Below are 17,958 nucleotides of genomic sequence, written 5' to 3'. Positions count from 1 at the left end.
GCTCAGGCGAGCAACTCGCCGTCGACGACCGTGACCGCCCGCCCGGTCAACAGGGTCCGCCCGCCCCGGAGTTCGGTACGCACGAGCCCGGAGCGGGGCGAGGCCTGCAGCCCGGTGAGGACCGCGTTCCCGAGCCGCTCGGACCAGTAGGGAGCCAGCGCCGTGTGCGCGCTGCCGGTGACCGGGTCCTCGTCGATGCCGACGTTCGGGAAGAAGCAGCGGGACACGAAGTCGTAGCCCCGGGTGGGGTCTTCGGCCCGCGCGGTGGCGATGATGCCGCGCTCGGAGTGGGCGGCGAGGGCCTTGTGATCGGGGGCCAGGCCCACGACCGTCTTCTCGTCGGCGAGTTCGACGAGAAGGTCGCCGATGTTCGGGCCGGTGTCGAAGGCCGTGAGCGGCTCGGCGCCCAGGGCTTCGGCGACCCCGTCCGGGATCGTGACGGCGGTGAGCGGGGCGGTCGGGAAGTCGAGGGTGATCGACCCGTCCTCGGCCGGCGTGGCGATGAGCACACCGCTCCGCGTGGCGAACCGGACGGGCCCTTCGTGGGCGCCGGTGGTGTGCAGCACATGGGCGGTGGCGAGGGTCGCGTGCCCGCACAGCGCGACCTCGGTCGCCGGCGTGAACCACCGCAACGCCCAGTCGGCGTCCCCGCCTTCGGGCAGTTGGTGCGCGAAGGCGGTCTCGGCGTGATTGACCTCCATCGCGACCTTCTGCAGCCAGTCGTCGTCCGCCGGGAAGGCGTCGAGAAGCACCACCCCGGCCGGATTGCCGGCGAAGGGGCGGTCGGTGAACGCGTCGACGATGCGAATCCTCATGCCGTGACGCTAGAGGGTGCGTGGAGCCGCGGACCAAGGCCAATTCGGGGTCAGTGGACCGATGTGCCGGCGGGGCGTTCCGGCTTCCGGGCCAGGAAGGTGGCGTAGGTCCGCTTCGCTCCCTCGACCGGCTCCTGGATCAGCCGGCCGGTGAGCGTGAGTCCGGCCCGGGCGAGCAGCTCGGCGATCCGGTCCGGTGGGAGCAGGTGGGACTCGTAGGAGACGGGGTGGCCGCTGTACGCCTGTGTCGGGCGCCGGAGTTGGCCCTCTCCCACGTGACCGGCCAGCATCAGATGGCCGCCGGGAGCGAGGGTGCGGTGGAACTCCGCGAAGACGACCGGCAGTTGGTCCGGCGGGGTGTGGTGCGTGGAGTAGTAGGCGAGGATGCCGCCGAGCTCGTCGTCCCCGATCGGCGCCGCTGTCATCGAGCCCACGGTGAAGGTCAGGCCCGGGTGGGCGCGGCGGGCCAGTTCGATCATCCTCGGGGAGAGATCGATGCCGAAGACCGGCACCCCGAGCCCTGCCAGATACGCCGTGACCTTGCCGGGCCCGCACCCCAGATCCGCCACCGGCCCCAGGTCGGAGGCCCGCACGGTCTCGGCGAACGCGGCCAGCGTCGCGCGGGAGATCGGGTCCAACTCGGCCGGTTCCTTGACGAGTTGGGCGTAGTCGGCGGCGACGGTGTCGTACGACTCCCGGATCGCGGTGAGGTAGGAGGGCTGCTCGGTCACGCGGATGAGTGTAGGGAGGGAGCCCGCCTGTCCGCTGTTGTCAGTCATGGCCGTGGTGGGACAGGGACCAGTCGCCCAACAGCTTCAGGCCGTCCGCGGAGGGGGACCCTGGTTCGGCGGTGAAGACGCCCAGGGTCTGCTCGGAGTCGTCGGCGGGGGCGAAGGCCTCGTAGCCGAGGACGAGGTCGCCGACGACGGGATGGTGGAAGCGCTTGGTGCCGTGGGTGCGCTGGAACACGTCGTGGTCGGCCCACCAGTGGCGGAAGTCCGCGTCCTGGACGGAGAGTTCGCCGATGAGTTCGGCCGGGGCGGGGTCATGCGGGTGACGTCCCGCGTACAGGCGAAGTGAGGCGACGATGCCGCGGGCGGCGTCCTCCCAGTCGGCGTACAGGGTCCGGTAGTGGTCGTCGAGGAAGACCAGGCGGGCCATGTTGCGGCTGCGGGCGGGCAGGGCCTCGAAGTCCGTGTACAGGGCGTGGGCGAGGCGGTTGGCGGCCAGGACGTCCATGCGGCGGCCGTAGACGAGGGCGGGGACGTCGGTGAGGCTGTCGAGCAGCAGTCGCAGACCGGGGCGGACGCGCTGCGCGGGCAGCGGGCGGGGACGGGTTCGGACCGGTCTGGCGATCCGGAACAGGTGGTCGCGCTCCAGATCGTTGAGGCGCAGGGCGCGGGCGATCGCGTCCAGGACGGATGCGGAGACGTTGAGGTGGCGTCCGCGCTCCAGCCGGATGTAGTAGTCGACGCTGACGCCGGCGAGCTGGGCGACCTCCTCGCGCCGCAGGCCCGGAACGCGGCGGGCACCGGGCTGGGGTGCCAGGCCCGCCTCCTCGGGGGTGATCTTCGCGCGGCGCGAACGGAGGAAGTCCCGCAGCTCGCTGTTCGGTTCCTGGGCCATGCCTCCACCGTAGACCGGGTGACCTGGGGAGCAGATGCGCCGAAGGGGGTCTGTCGGACCCCCGGTCGGAGCGGGTCTCCCGCCCCGGGCGCGAGCGGTGCTCGACTGGTGGAAAAGCAAGCACGCACCTGGAGGTACCCCTGATGAAACGCAGGATTCTCGGCGGCACCGGCATGTCGGTGAGCGAGTACGCACTCGGCGCGATGATGTTCGGCGCGATGGGCAACACCGACCACGACGAGTCGGTCCGCATGATCCACACGGCACTGGACGCCGGGATCAACCTCGTCGACACCGCCGACGTGTACTCCGGCGGCGAGTCGGAGGTGATCGTGGGCAAGGCGCTCAAGGGCCGTCGCGACGACATCGTCCTGGCCAGCAAGTTCGGGCTGGCGATGGGCGAGGACCCGAACCGGGGCGGCGGGTCGGCCCGCTGGATCCGCCGCGCGGTGGAGGACAGCCTGCGCCGCCTGGACACCGACCACATCGACCTCTACCAGCTTCACCGCCCCGACCCGCACACCGACATCGACGAGACCCTCGGCGCCCTGTCGGACCTGGTCCGGGCCGGGAAGGTCCGTGCCATCGGCGGCTCGTTCTTCTCACCCGAGGAGATCGTCGAGGCCCAGTGGACGGCCGAGCGCCGCGGCCACCACCGGTTCCGCACCGAGCAGCCGCCGTACTCGATCCTCACCCGTGGCGTGGAGAGCCGGGTGCTGCCCACCGCCCAGCGCTACGGCATGGGCGTGCTGACCTTCGGTCCGCTCAACTCCGGCTGGCTGTCGGGCCGCGCGGATCCCACCGCCGGGCATCGCAACGCCGGCGTGGGGGCGAAGATGTTCGACCTGACCCAGCCGGGTGTTCAGGCCAAGGCCGACGCCGTGGGCAAACTGACCGCTCTGGCCGCCGAGGCCGGACTGCCGCTGCCTCATCTGGCCACCGCATTCGTCCGGGCCCATCCGGCGGTCACCGCGGTACTCATCGGCCCGCGCCGCCCCGAGCAACTGACCGACCTCCTCGCCGCGGCCGACGTGGAACTCGGCGACGACATCCTCGACCGTATCGACGAGATCGTCCCGCCCGGCGTCGACGTGAATCCCGACGACTTCTACATCGACCCCACCCCGCCGATCACCGACAAACGCCTGCGGCGCCGCTGAAACCCGCACTCCGTCGGCCTGTGATCACCGGCACGGGCCCGCATCACTCCGTCGACTCCAGAATGCGGTCGAGTGTCCGGCGCCCCAGGCCGCTCATCGTCGGATTGCTCTCGACGTAGTACCAGACGAGACCCATCGCCTGTTCGAACGCCCATGCCTTGCCGCGCTCCCACTCCAGATCGTCACAGGCGAGTGTCCGCCGGAGCACTTCCCGCGGGCCCGGCTGCAACAGGTGCCAGGCACTGACCAGATCCAGCGCGGGGTCGGCCGGGCCGAAGCCGCCGGTGTCGAGCACGCCGCTCAGCCGGTCTTCCGCGACCAGTACGTTGCCGGGAATCAGGTCGCCATGGCTCATCACGTCGGGACTCGTGCGAGGCAACTCCCGAAAGCGGCCCCACACTTGGCGCAGCTCGGGCACGTCGAGCAGCCCCTCGCTCTCCTCGAAGCACTTCGCCATCCAGTCGTCGTGGTGCGCGAGAACGCCGCCGCGATTGTCGCCGTCGAACAGCCGCCCCCGCGTCTCGGCGTCCCGCAGGGCCGCGATGAAGACCGCGAGGTCCTCGGCGAAAGCGTCCGACCCACTCGGGTCGGCATCGGAGGCGACCGTCCCCGGCAGCCATGTCTGGACCGACCACGGCATGGGGTAACCCGCTCCGGGCTTCCCCAGGGCTACGGGTTCCGGGACGGGGAACCGGGACACCCGCGCCAGTTCCGCGCTCGCCCGGGCTTCCTGTTCCAGCACCGCCAGCGCCTGGGCGGGATCGGCCGGACGCAGTGGGAAGCGCGCCGAGAGGTCGTTGCCGACGCGGAAGATCGCGTGGACCGTCCCGGTCGACGACAGGGGACGGATCGCCTCGCCGCTCCACTGAGGGAACTGCTCCCGGATCAAGGTCGCGACGATTTCGGTGGTCACGTCCACTTGGTCATCGTGCATGGTCATCGCTCGCAGGCTCTTCCACTGGTCCGACTCGAAACGCCGGAAGCAGACCAGATCAACCGGTACGACGGCAACCGATAAAGAAGGGGCTTGCCAGCCGAACAGTTCCGATATATCGTTGACGCATCGCGACAGATCAACGATGGAATGGAGTGATTGCGATGCGTACCCACGGATACGAGCGTGGACATGGACAGGAAGGCCCCTTCCGGCGCGGCCGGGGTGGCCCTGACGGGCGGCGTGGGGCTTTTGGGCCCTTCGGGCCCGGTGGTCCGGGTGGGCCCGGTGGCCCTGGCTTCGGGCCGGGCTTCGGTCCCGGGCCCTGGGGTGGACGAGGGCGCGGCGGCCCGAGGGGCGGCAGGGCGCGGCGCGGCGATGTGCGCGCGTCGATCCTCGCCCTCCTCAAGGACCGGCCGATGCACGGCTACGAGATGATCCAGGAGATCGCCGAGCGCAGCGGCGGCGCGTGGAAGCCGAGCCCCGGCTCGGTCTACCCCACCCTGCAGATGCTGGAGGACGAGGGCCTGATCGCCAGTGAGTCGGAGGGCGGCAAGAAGCTGTTCGCCCTCACCGAGGCCGGCCGTACCGCGGCCGAGGAAGGTCCGGACGCGCCCTGGGAAGAGGCTTCCCGAGGTGTCGACTGGGAGGCCCTCACCGAGATCCGCCAGGCCGGCTTCGGTCTGATGGAGGCCTTCGGCCAGGTCTGGAAGACCGGCAGCAAGGAGCAGCGCGAGAAGGCGCTGACCGTCATCAACGACGCCCGCAAGAAGCTGTACCTGATCCTGGCCGACGAGGACTGATGTCCCCGGCGCCGGAAGAGGCAGCAGGCCAAGGCGCCCCACGGAGCTTCCGTGGGGCGTCTTCCCTTTGCGCGTTCCCGTTCCTGCGGTGTCCCGGTGCTTTTCTCAGGCCACCAGCCCGGCCAGTTTGCGCAGCGATTCGTTCAGTGCGGCCGTCCCCGAGTCCTTCAGCTTGCCCGCCATCAACGACACCGCCGCGCCCGTGAACTCGCCGTCGATACGGACCGTCGTGGCATCGCCGTCGGGTGTGAGCGTGTAGCGCGTGGCGACGTTCACCGCCATCGGTCCCTTGCCGCGGATGGCCAGCACGCGGGCCGGCTCCAACTCCTCGATGGTCCAATCGACTTCGGCCGGGAAGCCCATCAGCTTCATGTTCTCCTGGAAGGTCCCGCCCACCGCGAGGACTTCCGGGCCGCCCTTGGGGAAGTTGGTGTGGGTCGCGTTCCACTCGCCGTACGCGGACCAGTCCGTGAGTTGTGCCCACACCTTCTCGGCCGGGGCCTCGATGCGTGCCTCCGCGCTGATTTCGGCCATGCGACCACCTCTTCGTATCGGGCTACGGTGTCGCGGAACGTAGCCGCAGGGGGCGCAACATTCAATACTGATGAACCGTCAGGAATTGTGCGTGTGCGCCCACTTGCGCGGTTCAGCTCACCCGCCGTATCTCCGCCGCGTCGAACAGGTCCCACGCGCGCGGGTGGGCGCTCTCGTCGTGACAGTGCCACGCGTCCCAGAACAGGTCGGCGAGCAGCGCGTCCTCCGGGGCGTACACCCGGTACACGTACTGCCTGCCGTCGACCGCCGGCAGAGCCACCAGCCAGCACCTGCTCTCCATGTTCGCGAAAGACGTACGCCGGATGCGGGACGGTTGCGTACGGGGCGCGCGGCGGGCGGGCGCGCGCCTCTCGGGGTCAAGGGGCGTGATCTCATCCGTAAGGAGGAGATTCCGTCGCCCCGGGTCCACTTTGTGTGGGACGACGAAATGCAACCCTCCGGGGATGCCCTCGAAGCGGGGGACTGATGGGGTAGGAGAGTGCAACCCCGTATCCCCAGGCAGTCGGTCCACGAGCAGGGAATCCACCGCGCGGACAACGATGCCAGGCTCAGTGCAGAGCTGGCAGCGGTGGTCACCGGTGCGCGCCGCCGGGCCCTGCGGGACGGGGACCGGCAGATCGACACGGCCCATCTGCTGCACAGCCTCCTGGAGTCGGACTCCGAGGCACGCGCCGTCTTCGGCGACGGCCCGCAGATCGCCCGACTGCTCGGCTACCTCGTCCAGCGCAGCATCGGCTACGGCCTCCGCTGGCAGGGCTCGGTCGAGGACTCCGGCGCGATCCCCGTGATCGCCGCGGCGGAGGGCTGGTCGCCCCTGGCCGCCGATGCCCTGGAACACGCCTGCGAGCGCGCCGAACTCCGCGGCGACGACCTGGCGTCCGGCATCGACCTCCTCGCCACGATCGTCGCGGACCCCGGGTCCCGCGCCGTCGAGGTCCTCCACCGCGCCGGCATCGAGTCCCCCGAGGTACTGATCTGGATCGAGGGCCGCTCGGGGGAGTACGTCGGGGGCGGCGGCGAGACGGGCTGCTGAGCCGCACGCGTCCCCGGCCCGCCGAGCCGCACGCGTCCCCGGCCCGCCGAGCCGCACGCGTCCCCGGCCCGCCGAGCCGCACGTATCCCCGGCCCGCTGAGCCGCCGTATCCCCCGGCCCGCCGAGCCGTCCGCGTCCCTCCGGTTCGCCGAGCGCACCGGTAAGGGGCTCGTCCATCTCCTGAGACAGGTGCAAACGGGGGTGACGCTCATGTCATCCGCTGTCATCATGTGCCCGTGCATACGTCTGAGAGCAGTGCGGCCGGCGGTGGCAAGGGTGGCGGCAAGGGTGTCGGGCTCGGCCTCGCGCTCGGGTCCGCGCTGGCCTTCGGCGGGTCCGGGGTCGCGGCGAAGCCGCTGATCGAGGCGGGGCTCGATCCGCTGCACGTGGTGTGGCTGCGGGTGGCCGGCGCGGCCCTCGTGATGCTGCCCCTCGCCGTACGGCACCGCGCGCTCGTCCGCAGCCGTCCCGCGCTGCTCCTCGGGTTCGGGCTGCTCGCCGTGGCCGGTGTCCAGGCCTGCTACTTCGCCGCGATCTCCCGCATACCCGTCGGCGTCGCCCTGCTCGTGGAGTACCTCGCACCCGCCCTCGTGCTCGGCTGGGTGCGGTTCGTGCAGCGGCGTCCCGTCACCCGGGCCGCCGCGCTCGGTGTGGTCCTCGCGGCCGGCGGACTCGCCTGTGTCGTCGAGGTGTGGGCGGGCCTGAGCTTCGACGCCGTGGGACTGCTGCTCGCGCTCGCCGCCGCCTGCTGCCAGGTCGGCTACTTCGTCCTGTCCGACCAGGGCAGCGACGCCGGCACCGAGGCCCCCGACCCGCTCGGCGTGATCGCCTACGGCCTGCTCGTCGGCGCCCTCGTCCTCACCGCTGTGGCCCGCCCCTGGACCATGGACTGGTCGATCCTCGAGGGCGACGCCCACATGAACGGCACCGCGGTCCCGGCCGCCGTCCTGCTCGCCTGGATCGTGCTGATCGCCACCGTCCTGGCGTACGTCACCGGAGTCGTCTCCGTCCGCCGCCTCTCCCCGCAGGTCGCGGGCGTCGTGGCGTGCCTCGAAGCGGTCATCGCGACCGTCCTGGCCTGGGTCCTGCTCGGCGAACACCTCTCCGCGCCGCAGATCGTCGGGGGAGCGGTGGTCCTGCTGGGCGCCTTCATCGCGCAGTCCTCCGCGCCCACGAAGGGCTCCGAGGAGCCGGTGGCCGGCGGCGGCCCCGAAAGGGAGTTGTCCCGCCGCGGAACGGCCGCCTAGGCTCCCGATCATGCACCGGAACGTCCTCGTTCTTCCGCCGCCGGCCGCCTGAGGCGGGCCCCCGGAATCCACGCCCGGCAGAGCCGGGCGGAACGGTGCTGCCCGCAGAAGAAGCCCATGGACCCCGCCGACAGGGGTTCCTCGTCGCACTTCTGCACCTCTGCGGAGACCTCTCGTGTCGAACACCGCTCTCGGCCTGCCCGTCGGGCGAGGCCTGCTCTACCTGATCATCGCCGGAGTCGCCTGGGGCACCGCGGGCGCGGCCGCCTCCCTGGTCTACCGGGCCAGTGACCTCGGCCCCCTCGCCCTGTCCTTCTGGCGCTGCGCGGCCGGTTTCGCGCTGCTGCTCGCCGTCCGGCTCCTCCGTCGCCCGAGGGCGCGCCCCACCGCCGTAGCCGAACCGCTCGGCCGCAAGGCACTGCGCACCGTGACGACAGGGCTCGGGCTGGCCGTCTTCCAGACGGCCTACTTCGCGGCCGTCGCGGCCACCGGGCTCGTCGTGGCCACCGTCGTCACGCTGGGCGCCGGACCCGTCCTCGTCGCGCTCGGTGCCCGGCTCACCCTGGGCGAGCGGCTCGGTGCCGGCGGCACGGTCGCCGTGGGCGGCGCGCTCACCGGCCTCGCCGTCCTGTTCCTGGGCCCGGCCGCGACCGTACGTCCGTCGGGTGTGCTGCTCGCGCTCGTCTCGGCGGCGGGCGGCTCGGCCATGACCCTGCTGACCCGACGCTGGGGACGCGACGGCGGAACCGACGCGTCCGCCACGGCGGTCGGGACATTCGCGGTCGCCTGCCTGTGCGTGCTCCCGTTCGCCCTGGCCGAGGGGCTGGTACCGCACACCGCCCAGCCCGGCCAAGTCCTGTGGCTCCTCGGATACATCGCGACGGTCCCGACAGCCCTCGCCTACGCCCTCTACTTCGCGGCCGCGGCCGTCGTACGGTCCGCCACCGTCTCCGTGATCATGCTCCTGGAACCGGTGAGCGCGGCCGTCCTCGCCGTCACCCTGCTCGGTGAACCACTGACCCCCACGACCCTGGCCGGCACCCTGCTGATGCTCGCCTCGGTCACGGGCCTGGCGGTGACGGAGGCACGCACGGCGACGGCCGGCAACCCCCTGCCGAGGTGAGGAGAGACCCCGTCAGCCTTCCCGGCGCCGGCGCAGCAGATGCTCCCGGGCCACGGCGTCCCGAGGCCCGCCCCGCTCCACGAGCCCCGCCGCGATCCGGTCCTGGACCGCGGCCGACCGCTTCCCCGCGTACTTGAACTTCGCCCGCACACCGGTCACTTCGAGCCGCACCACCCGGATACCGGACAACAGCCGTCCGTACGGCGGCCCGCCCGCGACGACCGGCGACGAGCCGCCCTCGGGCTGGAAGTGCCCGACCTGGTGATCGAGGAGGGGTGCCATCTCGGCGGGGTCGTCCACCAGGTGCGCGGTGCAACGGAGTTGGACCGCCGCGTAGAAGCTCGTCGGTACGCCGTGCTCGGCCGGGCCGTCCGGTTCGGCCTGCCAGGGGCCCGGGACGTACACGTAGTCGTCGACGACGCTCAGGACCACCTGAGGGGCGGCCTCAAGCGCGGGCAACAGGGGGTTGGGGCGGGCGAGATGAGTGATCGCCTCGCCGCGCTCCGGGTCGTAGGCGAAGTGGAGCGGCTGGACGAACGGGGGCTCTCCGGAAGGGCCGTTGACCGCCAGTTGGCCGAAGTCGTGGGCGGCGAGCCAGTGTTGCCACTCGGTGTCGTCCTGGGGTGCGTCCCAGGGGTGGATGAGCATTACAACGCGGCGAGGTAGTCGGGGAGTTCGGTGCCGGGGGCCAGGTCGTCGTTCGGGAGCGGGGCTCCGTAGGACGGCTGGAGGGGGACCACGCCGGCCCAGTGCGGGAGGTCCAGGTCCTCGGGGTCGTCGTTGGCGCCGCCGGTGCGGAGCTTGGCGGAGACCTGGTCGAGGTCGAGGCGGATCACCATCGTGGCGGCGAGTTCCTTCTTGTTCGCGGGCCGCGAGTCCGCCGACCGGCCCGGCACGACGTGGTCGACCAGCGCGTCCAGCGCCGTCCGCTTCTCCTGCGGGTCCGTCACCTGGTGGGCGATGCCGTGCACCACCACGGACCGGTAGTTGATCGAGTGGTGGAACGCGGAACGGGCCAGCACCAGACCGTCGACGTGCGTGACCGTCAGACACACCGGGAGCCCCGGATCGGCCTGCCCCGTCATCCGCAGCGGGCGCGCACCCGTCGAACCGTGCACGTACAGCCGCTCGCCGACCCGCCCGTACAGCGTCGGCAGCACGACCGGCGCCCCGTCGCGCACGAAGCCGAGGTGGCAGACATAGGCCTCGTCGAGTATCGCGTGCACCAGCTCCTTGTCGTACGACGCCCGGTCCGCGGAGCGGGTGGGGACGGTCCGGTCGGTGGGCGTGTAGGCGGCGGGTGGTGACGTCGGCTTCGAGGTGGTCCCCTGCATGTGCTCTCCAGTTGCTGGTCGCCGGTTGCCATTCGTATTGCACTAGTGCATAGTGTGCTTTGTGCTAGGAGGATATCGGATCGAAGGGCGACGCGCAGCGGACATCGCGGCGGACGTCGAGCGCGCGGTGGGCTCCGGGGAGCTGGAGCCGGGGCAACTGCTGCCGCCCATGCGGGAGTTGGCCGTAGAGCTGGGAGTGAACCCGAACACGGTCGCGGCCGCGTACCGGACGCTGCGGGAGCGCGGGGTCATCGAGACCGCCGGGCGCCGGGGCAGCCGGGTGCGGCCCAAGCCGGCCACGACCGGGCGCGAGCACATCCGGGTGGACGTGCCGGCGGGGGTGCGCGATGTTTCCCACGGCAACCCGGACCGGGCGCTGCTGCCCTCCCTCGCCCGCGCGTTCACCTTCGCCGCCGAACAGTCCGACCGGGCACCGGTGATGTACGGCGACGCCCCGGTCGAACCGGAGCTGGCGCGCATCGCGCGGGCCGAACTGGACGCGGACGGGGTCCCGGCGGGCCCCGTGGCCGTCGGCTCCGGCTCGCTGGACGTCATCGAGCGGGTCCTGAGCGCCCATCTGAAGCCCGGGGACACCGTCGCCGTGGAGGACCCCGGGTGGGGCAGCCTGCTCGATCTCGTACCGGCGCTCGGGCTGCGCGTGACCCCCGTCGGTGTCGACGACGAGGGGCCGCTCCCCGACGACGTGCGCGCCGCGCTGGAGTCCGGTGCGCGGGCCCTGATCGTCACCGACCGGGCGCAGAACCCCACCGGAGCGGTGGTGAGCGCCACGCGCGCGCGTGCCTTGCGTTCCGTGCTCCGGGCCCACCCGGAGACCCTGCTGATCGAGGACGACCACGGTCACGGCATCGTCGACCAGCCCCTGCACCCCCTGGCCGGCACCACCCGCACCTGGGCCTTCGTCCGATCGGCGGCCAAGGCGTACGGCCCCGATCTACGGCTCGCCGTGCTCACCGGCGACGCCGTCACCCTCGACCGGGTCCGTGGCCGGCAACGGCTGGGCCCGGGCTGGGTCAGCCGCCTGACCCAGCGGGCCGTGGCCCGGCTGTGGGCCGACGGCGCGGTCGACACACCGGCGGTGGCGGCCGCGTACGGCGCCCGCCGGGACGCGCTTACCGCCGCGCTCGCCGAACGCGGGGTCGCGGCCCACGGCATCAGCGGCCTCAACGTGTGGATCCCCGTACCGGACGAGACCGGCGCGGTCTCCCGCCTCCTCCACGCCGGCTGGGCCGTGGCTCCCGGCGCGCGCTTCCGGCTGAGCGCATCCCCCGGCATCCGCGTCACCGTCTCGACCCTGACACCCGACGAGACGGACGCCCTGGCGGAGGCGATCGCTTCCGCCTGCGGGCCGACGCCGGTCCGGGGGTACGCGTAGGAGGTTCCGGGCCCTCCCGACTCGGGGCCGCCTCGGGGCCCGCCTACCGGCCTGCCCTGCGCCCCGCCTGCGTAAGTCCCGCCCCCGCCAGCACGATCACCGCCCCGACCGGAGTCGACCAGGTCAGCGTCTCGCCCAGGATCGCGACGCCCGCCGCCGTGGCGACGACCGGGATGAAGTACGTGACCATCTGGGCGGTGGTGGGGCCGACCTCGGCGACCAGGCCGTACTGGAGGAGGACGGCGAGTCCCGTGCCCAGGGCGCCCAGCGCGGCGATCGCCAGCAGGGGGAGGAGGGGGAAGCGGGCCGGCACCGACGTGAACAGCGGGGTGATGACGGCCAGTTGGAGGGTCGCCAGGAGCAACTGGGCGCCCGTCAGGGAGAGATGCGACGCGTCGGTGCCCGCCAGCGTGCGGCGGACGTAGATCCAGCCGATCGGATAGCTGAGCGAGGCCAGCAGGGCCATCGCCGTGCCCGTGGCGTCCAGGCCGTGGAAGCCCTGCCAGGCGCCCAGGACCGTCAGGACGCCCAGGAAGCCCAGGCCCAGACCGGCAACGCGGACGCGGGTCGGGCGGTCCTCGGAGAGGGCGACCAGGGACAGCGCCATGCCCCACAACGGCGAGGTCGCGTTGCAGATGCCCGCGAGCGTGGACGGGATCGTCAGCTCCGAGTAGGCGAAGAGCGAGAACGGCAGCGCGTTGAGCAGGAAGGCGGCGACCGTCAGACGGACCCATGTGCGCGCACCCCGTGGCAGCCGCTCGCGCTTCACCGCCATCGCCGCCGCGAGCACCGCCGTCCCGAACAGCAGCCGCCCGAACGTGACTTGGAAGGGCGCGTAGCCGTGCGTGCCCACCTTGATGAGCAGGAAACTGAAGCCCCAGATGAGGGAGAGCGCCCCGAAGCGCAGCCGCCAGTCGAGTGCGCGGCGGGGGAGGGGAGCGGTGGTGTCGGCGGTGTCCCGGGTCTGCTTCCGGGTGGCGGCGGTGGGCACGGCGCTGGTCATGAGAACCAAGATCCTGGCCCCAACCTCGTAGCACAAGCGAGAATTCGCGCCTGGTTTCTCGTAGCATCGCTTACATGTTGAATCTGGAGCGACTGCGCACCCTGGACGCCCTCGCCCGGCACGGCTCGGTCAGCGGTGCCGCCGAGGCGCTGCATGTGACGACCTCGGCGGTGTCGCAGCAGATGTCCAAGCTGGAGCGGGAGGTCGGCCAGCAGCTCCTCGCGAAGAACGGGCGGGGGGTGCGGCTCACCGACGCCGGCCGGCTGCTCGCGGAGCACGCGGGGCGCATCCTGTCCCAGGTGGAGCTGGCGCAGGCCGACCTGGAGGCCCAACGGGGGCAGGTCGTGGGCGAGTTGAGGATCTCGGCGTTTCCCACCGCCGCCCGCGGCCTCTTCCCCACCGCGCTCGCCGCCCTCCGCGCCCGGCATCCCGCCCTTCGTGTCCGCTCCACGGAGCAGGAACCGGAGAGTGGCATCGCGGGTGTCGTGCGCGGTGATCTCGACCTCGCCGTCGTCCTGGACTGGTACAACAAGCCGATGCCGCTGCCCGACGGTCTGGTGAAGGCGCCGATCCTGGACGACCCCGCCGATGTGGCGATGCCGACCGGTCATCGGCTGGCCGGGCGCGAGGAGGTGGACCTCGGGGAGTTCGCCGACGACGAGTGGATCACCTGGGCCGAGGGCGAGTTCTGCCACGAGTGGCTGATGTTCACCCTGCGCTCCCGGAGCATCGAACCGATCATCGGCCACCGCGCCGCCGAGACACACACCCAACTGGGCCTGGTGGCCGCCGGGTTGGGCGTCTGCGTCGTACCCCTGCTGGGCCGCAACCCGATGCCCGCCGGAGTCGTCACCGTCCCCCTGAAGCAGCGGGTGCGCCGACATGTCTACGTCGTCTGGCGCGCGGACGCCGACCGCCGCCCGTCCATCCGCGCGGCGGTCGAGGCGTTGCAGGCGGCGGCGGAGACGGTCGCCTGACGGCCCGCCTGAGGCAACTCGCCGGCGGGCAGCCGACTTGCGGGCAGTACGGGCGACTCGCCGGCGGAGCGGCCGACGTGCGCGCGGCGCGGCCAACGCGCCTACAGACGCGCCGACTTGCGCACGGCGCGGTCAACCCGCCCGCAGAGCCGCCGGCATGTGCCCAGCCAACTCCCCTACAGCGCCGCCAACTTGCGGAAGTCCCAGGACGTCAGCGTGTCCGGCGTCAGTCGTACCCACGCGTGCCGGCCGTCGTACGGCATCGCGTCGAGGCCGAAGTTCTTCTGCGCGAACAGCTTCTCCACGGCGACGAGTTCGGGATGCGGCTCGCCCGTGCGCGGGGCCTCGCCCACGAACTCGACGGTCCCGGCCAGCTCGACGCCCCGCAACTCGTCGTAGGCGTGCCCGCCGTCGACCACCACCGCGACGCGCGGATCGCGGCGCAGATCGGCCCAGCGCTTGCTGCGCGTGATCGAGTACAGCCACAGCGAGGTGCCGTCCCACGCGAACCAGAGCGGGCTGACATGCGGGGCCCCGTCCGCGGAGGCGGTCGCGACCCGGCAGGTGCGCTCGGTGGCGAGGAACTCGTCCAGTTCCTCGGGTGTCATCATGATCTTCCGGCCTCGACGCTGAGTGGCGGTCATGCGATCCCCTTCGGCTACGGCGCGAGCGGCGGCAGCCGCTTCTGACGGGGCGTCAGGAAAATGGCCGGATGGGCGTCGGCCGTCTTCCGTACGCACGCGATGCTCGTTACTGTCGCCCGCCCCGGCCGTCGGCGACAAGGGAGAGCCATGCCGTCGCACGCACAACTCAGTGAGATCCTCGACACGGTGAGCACTGCCCTGCTGACCGTCGAATGTCAACAGGGAGTGGTCGGCCCGGACAGCGCACTGCCCGAACTCGCCCTAGCGGCACGCTCGTCGGGCGCGCTCGCCAACGTGGCCCGCCTGGTCGCCGCCGCCCACGAGAGCGGAGTGCAGGTGATCCACGCGATCGCCGAGCGCCGCCCGGACGGCCGGGGCGCCAACCGCAACGCCCGGCTCTTCCGCGCCGCCGAACGCCTGCCCGTACAACAGCTCTCGGGCACCACGGCGGTACGCGTGGCACCCCCGATCGAAGTCGCCGAGGAGGACTTCGTCGTACGACGGCTGCACGGTCTGTCGCCGCTCCACGGCACCGAAGTCGACGCGCTGCTGCGCAACTTGGGCTGCCGCACACTGATCGTCACCGGTGTCTCGGCCAACGTGGCCATTCCCAACACGGTGTTCGACGCCGTCAACCGCGGCTACACCGTCGTCGTCCCCGGGGACGCCATCGCGGGGGTGCCTGCCGAGTACACCCCCGCGATGATCCGCAACACCCTCGCATTGGTCGCTACGGTCGCGACCACGGACGAGGTGCTGGGCTGTCTCAAACGACCACGCCGAGCCTGACCGTCAGGCCAGCGTGATGGAGTCCCCGGAGACGGAGATCTGCTCGGCGGGCAGCGCCTGGGTCGCGGGACCCTTCTTCACGCTGCCGTCCGTGACGGAGAACTCGCTCTGGTGGCACGGGCACACGATGACGCCGTTGCTGATGCTGCTCACCGCACAGCCCTGGTGGGTGCACTTCGACGAGAACGCCTTGTAGGTGCCCGCCGTCGGCTGGGTGACCACCACACCCTGGCTGGCGAAGATCTTGCCGCCGCCCTCGGGGATGTCGGTGGTCTTCGCCAGCTCGGTACCGCCCGCGTCACCCTGGGCGGTGGTCGAGCCGGCCGTGCTGGTGGAGCCCGAGGTGTCCGACGACGAGTCGTCGCTGGACGAGCACGCGGTCAGCGCGACGGCGAGTCCCGCCGCGCCGACCGCCGCCAACGCGGTGCGGCGGGACGGCGCCGTAACGGGTTCGAACGATTCGCTGGTCATGCTGACGTTCCTTCCATGGAAAGCATTCGTGGGTGTGCAAAGGGGTACGACGTGCGGGTGACCGTCGTTCAGACGGTGTCGAGAGCTTGGCCTGATCGAGATCAGGAAGACGTAAAACGTCCCTGTCGTTCCGCTGTCGGCCGCGCATAAGGCCTGATCAGGCACCGGCAACCCGCGGTGACTCACAAGGAAGTCATGTCGCGCATCTAGCCGTACCGACCAGTCGGTACTAGCCTCCGCCGGAACGGAGGGAGCCCCCACCTCCCACCGCCCCCTTCGTCCCCGGCTGTTCCAAAGGGAGTCGTATGCCCTCCGCCTCCGCACCTCTCGACACAAGAGGCTCCGGTGCCGACGCGTCCGGCGCCGGCGCACGCGGCTCGATCGGGCGGCTGTACCGCCGCGACCTGGCGGCGTATCCGGCCACCGGGCGGCGCATGTCGTACCTGGCGATCGTGGTGGTCACGACCGTCGTGCTCTACTACATGCTCTACATCCAGTACGCGGTGGCGACGTCGATCATCACGCACTTCGACATGACCTACCGCTACTTCGTCTGGGTCTCGGTCGTCGGCAACGCGGTCGGCGCCTTCGCCTCCCTCATAGCCGGCCTCGCGGACCGCTGGGGACGGGCGAACCTCGTGGTCTACGGACTGCTCGTCGCCGCGCTCCTGGTCTTCTTCGGACTGCCCAACGCCGGTGACAAGACGACCTACTTGGTGCTGTTCGCCGTCGTGAGCTTCGTCGAGGGCATCGTGCTGGTCGCGACCCCGGCGCTGATACGGGACTTCTCACCGCAGCTCGGCCGCGCGACCGCGATGGGCTACTGGACGATGGGCCCGGTCATCGGCAGCCTGGTCGTCACCTCGGTGACCAGCAACACGCTCGACTCCGCGAGTTGGCAGGACGAGCTGCGCTACTCCGGGGCGGCCGGACTGGTCGTGTTCGTCGTCACCCTGTTCGCCCTGCGCGAGCTGTCGCCCGGGCTGCGCGACCAGATCATGGTCAGCCTGCGCGACCGGGCCCTGGTCGAGGCGCGCGCCAAGGGCCTGGACACCGAGGCGGTACGGCGCGGCGAGTGGCGGCAGATGCTGCGCCTGGACATCCTCGGCTCCGCCTTCGCGATCGCCGTCTTCCTGCTGCTCTACTACGCGGCCGTCGGCAACTTCGTCGTCTACTTCTCGACCACCTTCGGCTACAGCGAGCAGCGCACCAACGGCCTGGCCAACTGGTACTGGGCGGCCAACGCCCTCGCGCTGATCGTGGCCGGCCTGCTCTCGGACCGGCTGCTGGTGCGCAAGCCCTTCATGATCGTCGGCGCGATCGGCGCCATCGTGGCGACCGCGTTCTTCGCCTCGCTGGCCACCCACGCGACGACCGACTACTACACCTTCGCCTGGCTGTTCGTCGCGATCGGTGTGTTCAGCGGGGTCGCCTACGCACCCTGGATGGCGAGCTTCACCGAGACCGTGGAGAAGCGCAATCCGGCCGCGACCGCCGCCGGTCTCGCCGTCTGGGGCTGGACGGTACGGATCGTGGTCGCCGTGTCGGCGGCCTTCATCCCGGTGCTCGTCACCTCCGTCACCCCGCTCGTCGAGCACGGCGCCGAGGTCGCGGCGGCGCAGAAGCAGGCCGCCCCGGCCCTGGCCATCGTCGGCGCCCATCCCCAACTCTTCGCCGAACTGGGCAAGTACACGCCGACCACGACACCCCCCGCCCTGGCCGCCCAGGCGGTCAAGGAGGTCGGCGCCGCCGACCTGGCCGTCGTACAGAAGGCGCAGCCGCAGCTCAAGGTGCTCAACGAGTACGGGCCGAAGGTGCAGAAGGCCGTCAAGGACGGTCCCGGGGAGTGGCGTACCTGGTGGTGGATCTGTGTGGGCGGGCAGGTCCTCTTCCTGCCCTTCGTGTTCGTGATGGCCGGCCGCTGGAGCCCGAAGAAGGCCCGCGAGGACGCCCGGGCCCACCAGGACGCCGTGGACCGGGAGTTGGCCGCGCTCGCCGCCGGCTAGGCGCGGTCGGGCAGCTCTTGTGACGGGAGTGCGGCGGGCTCGCCC

20 protein-coding genes are annotated in these 17,958 nt (G+C 71.5%); 9 read left to right on the top strand and 11 right to left on the bottom strand.

Annotated elements, in window-relative coordinates:
* Positions 1-2: 2 nt before the first annotated feature.
* The 3 genes from OG223_RS10220 to OG223_RS10210 are packed head-to-tail and all read right to left on the bottom strand — an operon-like array spanning position 3 to position 2,441.
* Positions 3-815 carry a PhzF family phenazine biosynthesis protein gene (locus OG223_RS10220; protein WP_329245529.1) on the bottom strand — a complete coding sequence of 271 codons (813 nt, stop codon included), beginning with the start codon at positions 813-815 and terminating at the stop codon, positions 3-5.
* 50 nt (positions 816-865) lie between these two features.
* Positions 866-1,546, bottom strand: coding sequence for a class I SAM-dependent methyltransferase (locus OG223_RS10215; protein WP_329245526.1), 681 nt, complete (start codon positions 1,544-1,546; stop codon positions 866-868).
* Positions 1,547-1,586: 40 nt separating this feature from the next.
* On the bottom strand, positions 1,587-2,441 hold the full coding sequence (locus tag OG223_RS10210; RefSeq protein ID WP_329245523.1) for a helix-turn-helix domain-containing protein: 855 nt from the start codon (positions 2,439-2,441) through the stop codon (positions 1,587-1,589).
* A gap of 143 nt (positions 2,442-2,584) precedes the next feature.
* Here OG223_RS10210 and OG223_RS10205 point away from each other — a divergent pair, with 143 nt between their 5' ends.
* Entirely contained in the window at positions 2,585-3,601 is a 1,017-nt protein-coding gene (locus tag OG223_RS10205) for an aldo/keto reductase (RefSeq protein ID WP_329245521.1), read from the top strand.
* A gap of 43 nt (positions 3,602-3,644) precedes the next feature.
* Here the strand turns inward: OG223_RS10205 and OG223_RS10200 are convergent, their stop codons facing one another.
* The gene (locus OG223_RS10200; RefSeq protein ID WP_329245518.1) at positions 3,645-4,541 is read right to left on the bottom strand and encodes an aminoglycoside phosphotransferase family protein; all 897 of its coding nucleotides are present in this window, start codon (positions 4,539-4,541) and stop codon (positions 3,645-3,647) included.
* Positions 4,542-4,699: 158 nt separating this feature from the next.
* On the opposite strand from OG223_RS10200, the gene OG223_RS10195 reads away from it, so the two are divergent.
* Positions 4,700-5,338 carry a PadR family transcriptional regulator gene (locus OG223_RS10195; protein ID WP_329245515.1) on the top strand — a complete coding sequence of 213 codons (639 nt, stop codon included), beginning with the start codon at positions 4,700-4,702 and terminating at the stop codon, positions 5,336-5,338.
* A 105-nt stretch (positions 5,339-5,443) separates the two neighbouring features.
* Here the strand turns inward: OG223_RS10195 and OG223_RS10190 are convergent, their stop codons facing one another.
* Both OG223_RS10190 and OG223_RS10185 read right to left on the bottom strand, forming a co-directional pair.
* Positions 5,444-5,872 (bottom strand): type II toxin-antitoxin system Rv0910 family toxin, encoded by a 429-nt coding sequence (locus tag OG223_RS10190; protein WP_329245512.1) that lies wholly within the window; start codon positions 5,870-5,872, stop codon positions 5,444-5,446.
* 112 nt (positions 5,873-5,984) lie between these two features.
* Positions 5,985-6,152 carry a hypothetical protein gene (locus OG223_RS10185; RefSeq protein WP_329245509.1) on the bottom strand — a complete coding sequence of 56 codons (168 nt, stop codon included), beginning with the start codon at positions 6,150-6,152 and terminating at the stop codon, positions 5,985-5,987.
* A 219-nt stretch (positions 6,153-6,371) separates the two neighbouring features.
* Between OG223_RS10185 and OG223_RS10180 the strand changes: the two genes are divergently transcribed.
* The 3 genes from OG223_RS10180 to OG223_RS10170 all read left to right on the top strand — a co-directional run bounded on the left by OG223_RS10180 (position 6,372) and on the right by OG223_RS10170 (position 9,296).
* Positions 6,372-6,926, top strand: a complete 555-nt coding sequence (locus tag OG223_RS10180) for a Clp protease N-terminal domain-containing protein (protein ID WP_329245506.1) — start codon at positions 6,372-6,374, stop codon at positions 6,924-6,926.
* 230 nt (positions 6,927-7,156) lie between these two features.
* Entirely contained in the window at positions 7,157-8,173 is a 1,017-nt protein-coding gene (locus OG223_RS10175; RefSeq protein WP_329245504.1) for an EamA family transporter, read from the top strand.
* 175 nt (positions 8,174-8,348) lie between these two features.
* Complete coding sequence (locus OG223_RS10170; RefSeq protein WP_329245501.1) at positions 8,349-9,296, top strand: DMT family transporter; 948 nt, start codon at positions 8,349-8,351, stop codon at positions 9,294-9,296.
* A 12-nt stretch (positions 9,297-9,308) separates the two neighbouring features.
* Here OG223_RS10170 and OG223_RS10165 read toward each other — a convergent pair whose 3' ends face one another.
* Together OG223_RS10165 and OG223_RS10160 are read right to left on the bottom strand one after the other, a co-directional pair.
* Positions 9,309-9,944, bottom strand: coding sequence for an FMN-binding negative transcriptional regulator (locus OG223_RS10165; RefSeq protein WP_329245498.1), 636 nt, complete (start codon positions 9,942-9,944; stop codon positions 9,309-9,311).
* Positions 9,944-10,630 carry a pyridoxamine 5'-phosphate oxidase family protein gene (locus OG223_RS10160; RefSeq protein WP_329245495.1) on the bottom strand — a complete coding sequence of 229 codons (687 nt, stop codon included), beginning with the start codon at positions 10,628-10,630 and terminating at the stop codon, positions 9,944-9,946. The genes OG223_RS10165 and OG223_RS10160 overlap by 1 nt, the downstream gene beginning before the upstream one ends.
* Positions 10,631-10,691: 61 nt before the next feature.
* Here OG223_RS10160 and OG223_RS10155 point away from each other — a divergent pair, with 61 nt between their 5' ends.
* Complete coding sequence (locus OG223_RS10155) at positions 10,692-12,023, top strand: aminotransferase class I/II-fold pyridoxal phosphate-dependent enzyme (RefSeq protein ID WP_329245492.1); 1,332 nt, start codon at positions 10,692-10,694, stop codon at positions 12,021-12,023.
* A gap of 43 nt (positions 12,024-12,066) precedes the next feature.
* On the opposite strand, the gene OG223_RS10150 is transcribed toward OG223_RS10155, so the two are convergent.
* Positions 12,067-13,026 carry a DMT family transporter gene (locus OG223_RS10150; RefSeq protein WP_443073705.1) on the bottom strand — a complete coding sequence of 320 codons (960 nt, stop codon included), beginning with the start codon at positions 13,024-13,026 and terminating at the stop codon, positions 12,067-12,069.
* Positions 13,027-13,100: 74 nt separating this feature from the next.
* On the opposite strand from OG223_RS10150, the gene OG223_RS10145 reads away from it, so the two are divergent.
* Complete coding sequence (locus tag OG223_RS10145; RefSeq protein ID WP_329245486.1) at positions 13,101-14,003, top strand: LysR family transcriptional regulator; 903 nt, start codon at positions 13,101-13,103, stop codon at positions 14,001-14,003.
* A 176-nt stretch (positions 14,004-14,179) separates the two neighbouring features.
* Here the strand turns inward: OG223_RS10145 and OG223_RS10140 are convergent, their stop codons facing one another.
* A complete protein-coding gene (locus tag OG223_RS10140; protein ID WP_329245483.1) occupies positions 14,180-14,647 on the bottom strand; it encodes a pyridoxamine 5'-phosphate oxidase family protein in 468 nt (155 codons plus the stop codon).
* Positions 14,648-14,794: 147 nt separating this feature from the next.
* Here OG223_RS10140 and OG223_RS10135 point away from each other — a divergent pair, with 147 nt between their 5' ends.
* A complete protein-coding gene (locus OG223_RS10135; protein ID WP_329245479.1) occupies positions 14,795-15,436 on the top strand; it encodes a cysteine hydrolase in 642 nt (213 codons plus the stop codon).
* A 3-nt stretch (positions 15,437-15,439) separates the two neighbouring features.
* Here the strand turns inward: OG223_RS10135 and OG223_RS10130 are convergent, their stop codons facing one another.
* A complete protein-coding gene (locus OG223_RS10130; protein WP_329245476.1) occupies positions 15,440-15,907 on the bottom strand; it encodes a Rieske (2Fe-2S) protein in 468 nt (155 codons plus the stop codon).
* 305 nt (positions 15,908-16,212) lie between these two features.
* On the opposite strand from OG223_RS10130, the gene OG223_RS10125 reads away from it, so the two are divergent.
* Complete coding sequence (locus tag OG223_RS10125) at positions 16,213-17,913, top strand: MFS transporter (RefSeq protein ID WP_329245473.1); 1,701 nt, start codon at positions 16,213-16,215, stop codon at positions 17,911-17,913.
* Positions 17,914-17,958 lie beyond the last annotated feature (45 nt).

Origin of the sequence: Streptomyces sp. NBC_01478 (assembly GCF_036227225.1) — a bacterium.
GTDB lineage: Bacteria > Actinomycetota > Actinomycetes > Streptomycetales > Streptomycetaceae > Streptomyces.
Note: the sequence above shows the minus strand (reverse complement) of the source record. Positions and strands in the feature narration are given on the sequence as shown.

Bases quoted from the DNA above. Each gene is read 5' to 3' on its own strand.
- OG223_RS10220 (WP_329245529.1), bottom strand. From the start codon at position 815: ATGAGGATTCGCATCGTCGACGCGTTCACCGACCGCCCCTTCGCCGGC.
- OG223_RS10210 (WP_329245523.1), bottom strand. From the start codon at position 2,441: ATGGCCCAGGAACCGAACAGCGAGCTGCGGGACTTCCTCCGTTCGCGC.
- OG223_RS10205 (WP_329245521.1), top strand. From the start codon at position 2,585: ATGAAACGCAGGATTCTCGGCGGCACCGGCATGTCGGTGAGCGAGTAC.
- OG223_RS10200 (WP_329245518.1), bottom strand. From the start codon at position 4,541: ATGACCATGCACGATGACCAAGTGGACGTGACCACCGAAATCGTCGCG.
- OG223_RS10195 (WP_329245515.1), top strand. From the start codon at position 4,700: ATGCGTACCCACGGATACGAGCGTGGACATGGACAGGAAGGCCCCTTC.
- OG223_RS10190 (WP_329245512.1), bottom strand. From the start codon at position 5,872: ATGGCCGAAATCAGCGCGGAGGCACGCATCGAGGCCCCGGCCGAGAAG.
- OG223_RS10165 (WP_329245498.1), bottom strand. From the start codon at position 9,944: ATGCTCATCCACCCCTGGGACGCACCCCAGGACGACACCGAGTGGCAA.
- OG223_RS10160 (WP_329245495.1), bottom strand. From the start codon at position 10,630: ATGCAGGGGACCACCTCGAAGCCGACGTCACCACCCGCCGCCTACACG.
- OG223_RS10150 (WP_443073705.1), bottom strand. From the start codon at position 13,026: ATGACCAGCGCCGTGCCCACCGCCGCCACCCGGAAGCAGACCCGGGAC.
- OG223_RS10145 (WP_329245486.1), top strand. From the start codon at position 13,101: ATGTTGAATCTGGAGCGACTGCGCACCCTGGACGCCCTCGCCCGGCAC.
- OG223_RS10140 (WP_329245483.1), bottom strand. From the start codon at position 14,647: ATGACCGCCACTCAGCGTCGAGGCCGGAAGATCATGATGACACCCGAG.
- OG223_RS10135 (WP_329245479.1), top strand. From the start codon at position 14,795: ATGCCGTCGCACGCACAACTCAGTGAGATCCTCGACACGGTGAGCACT.
- OG223_RS10130 (WP_329245476.1), bottom strand. From the start codon at position 15,907: ATGACCAGCGAATCGTTCGAACCCGTTACGGCGCCGTCCCGCCGCACC.
- OG223_RS10125 (WP_329245473.1), top strand. From the start codon at position 16,213: ATGCCCTCCGCCTCCGCACCTCTCGACACAAGAGGCTCCGGTGCCGAC.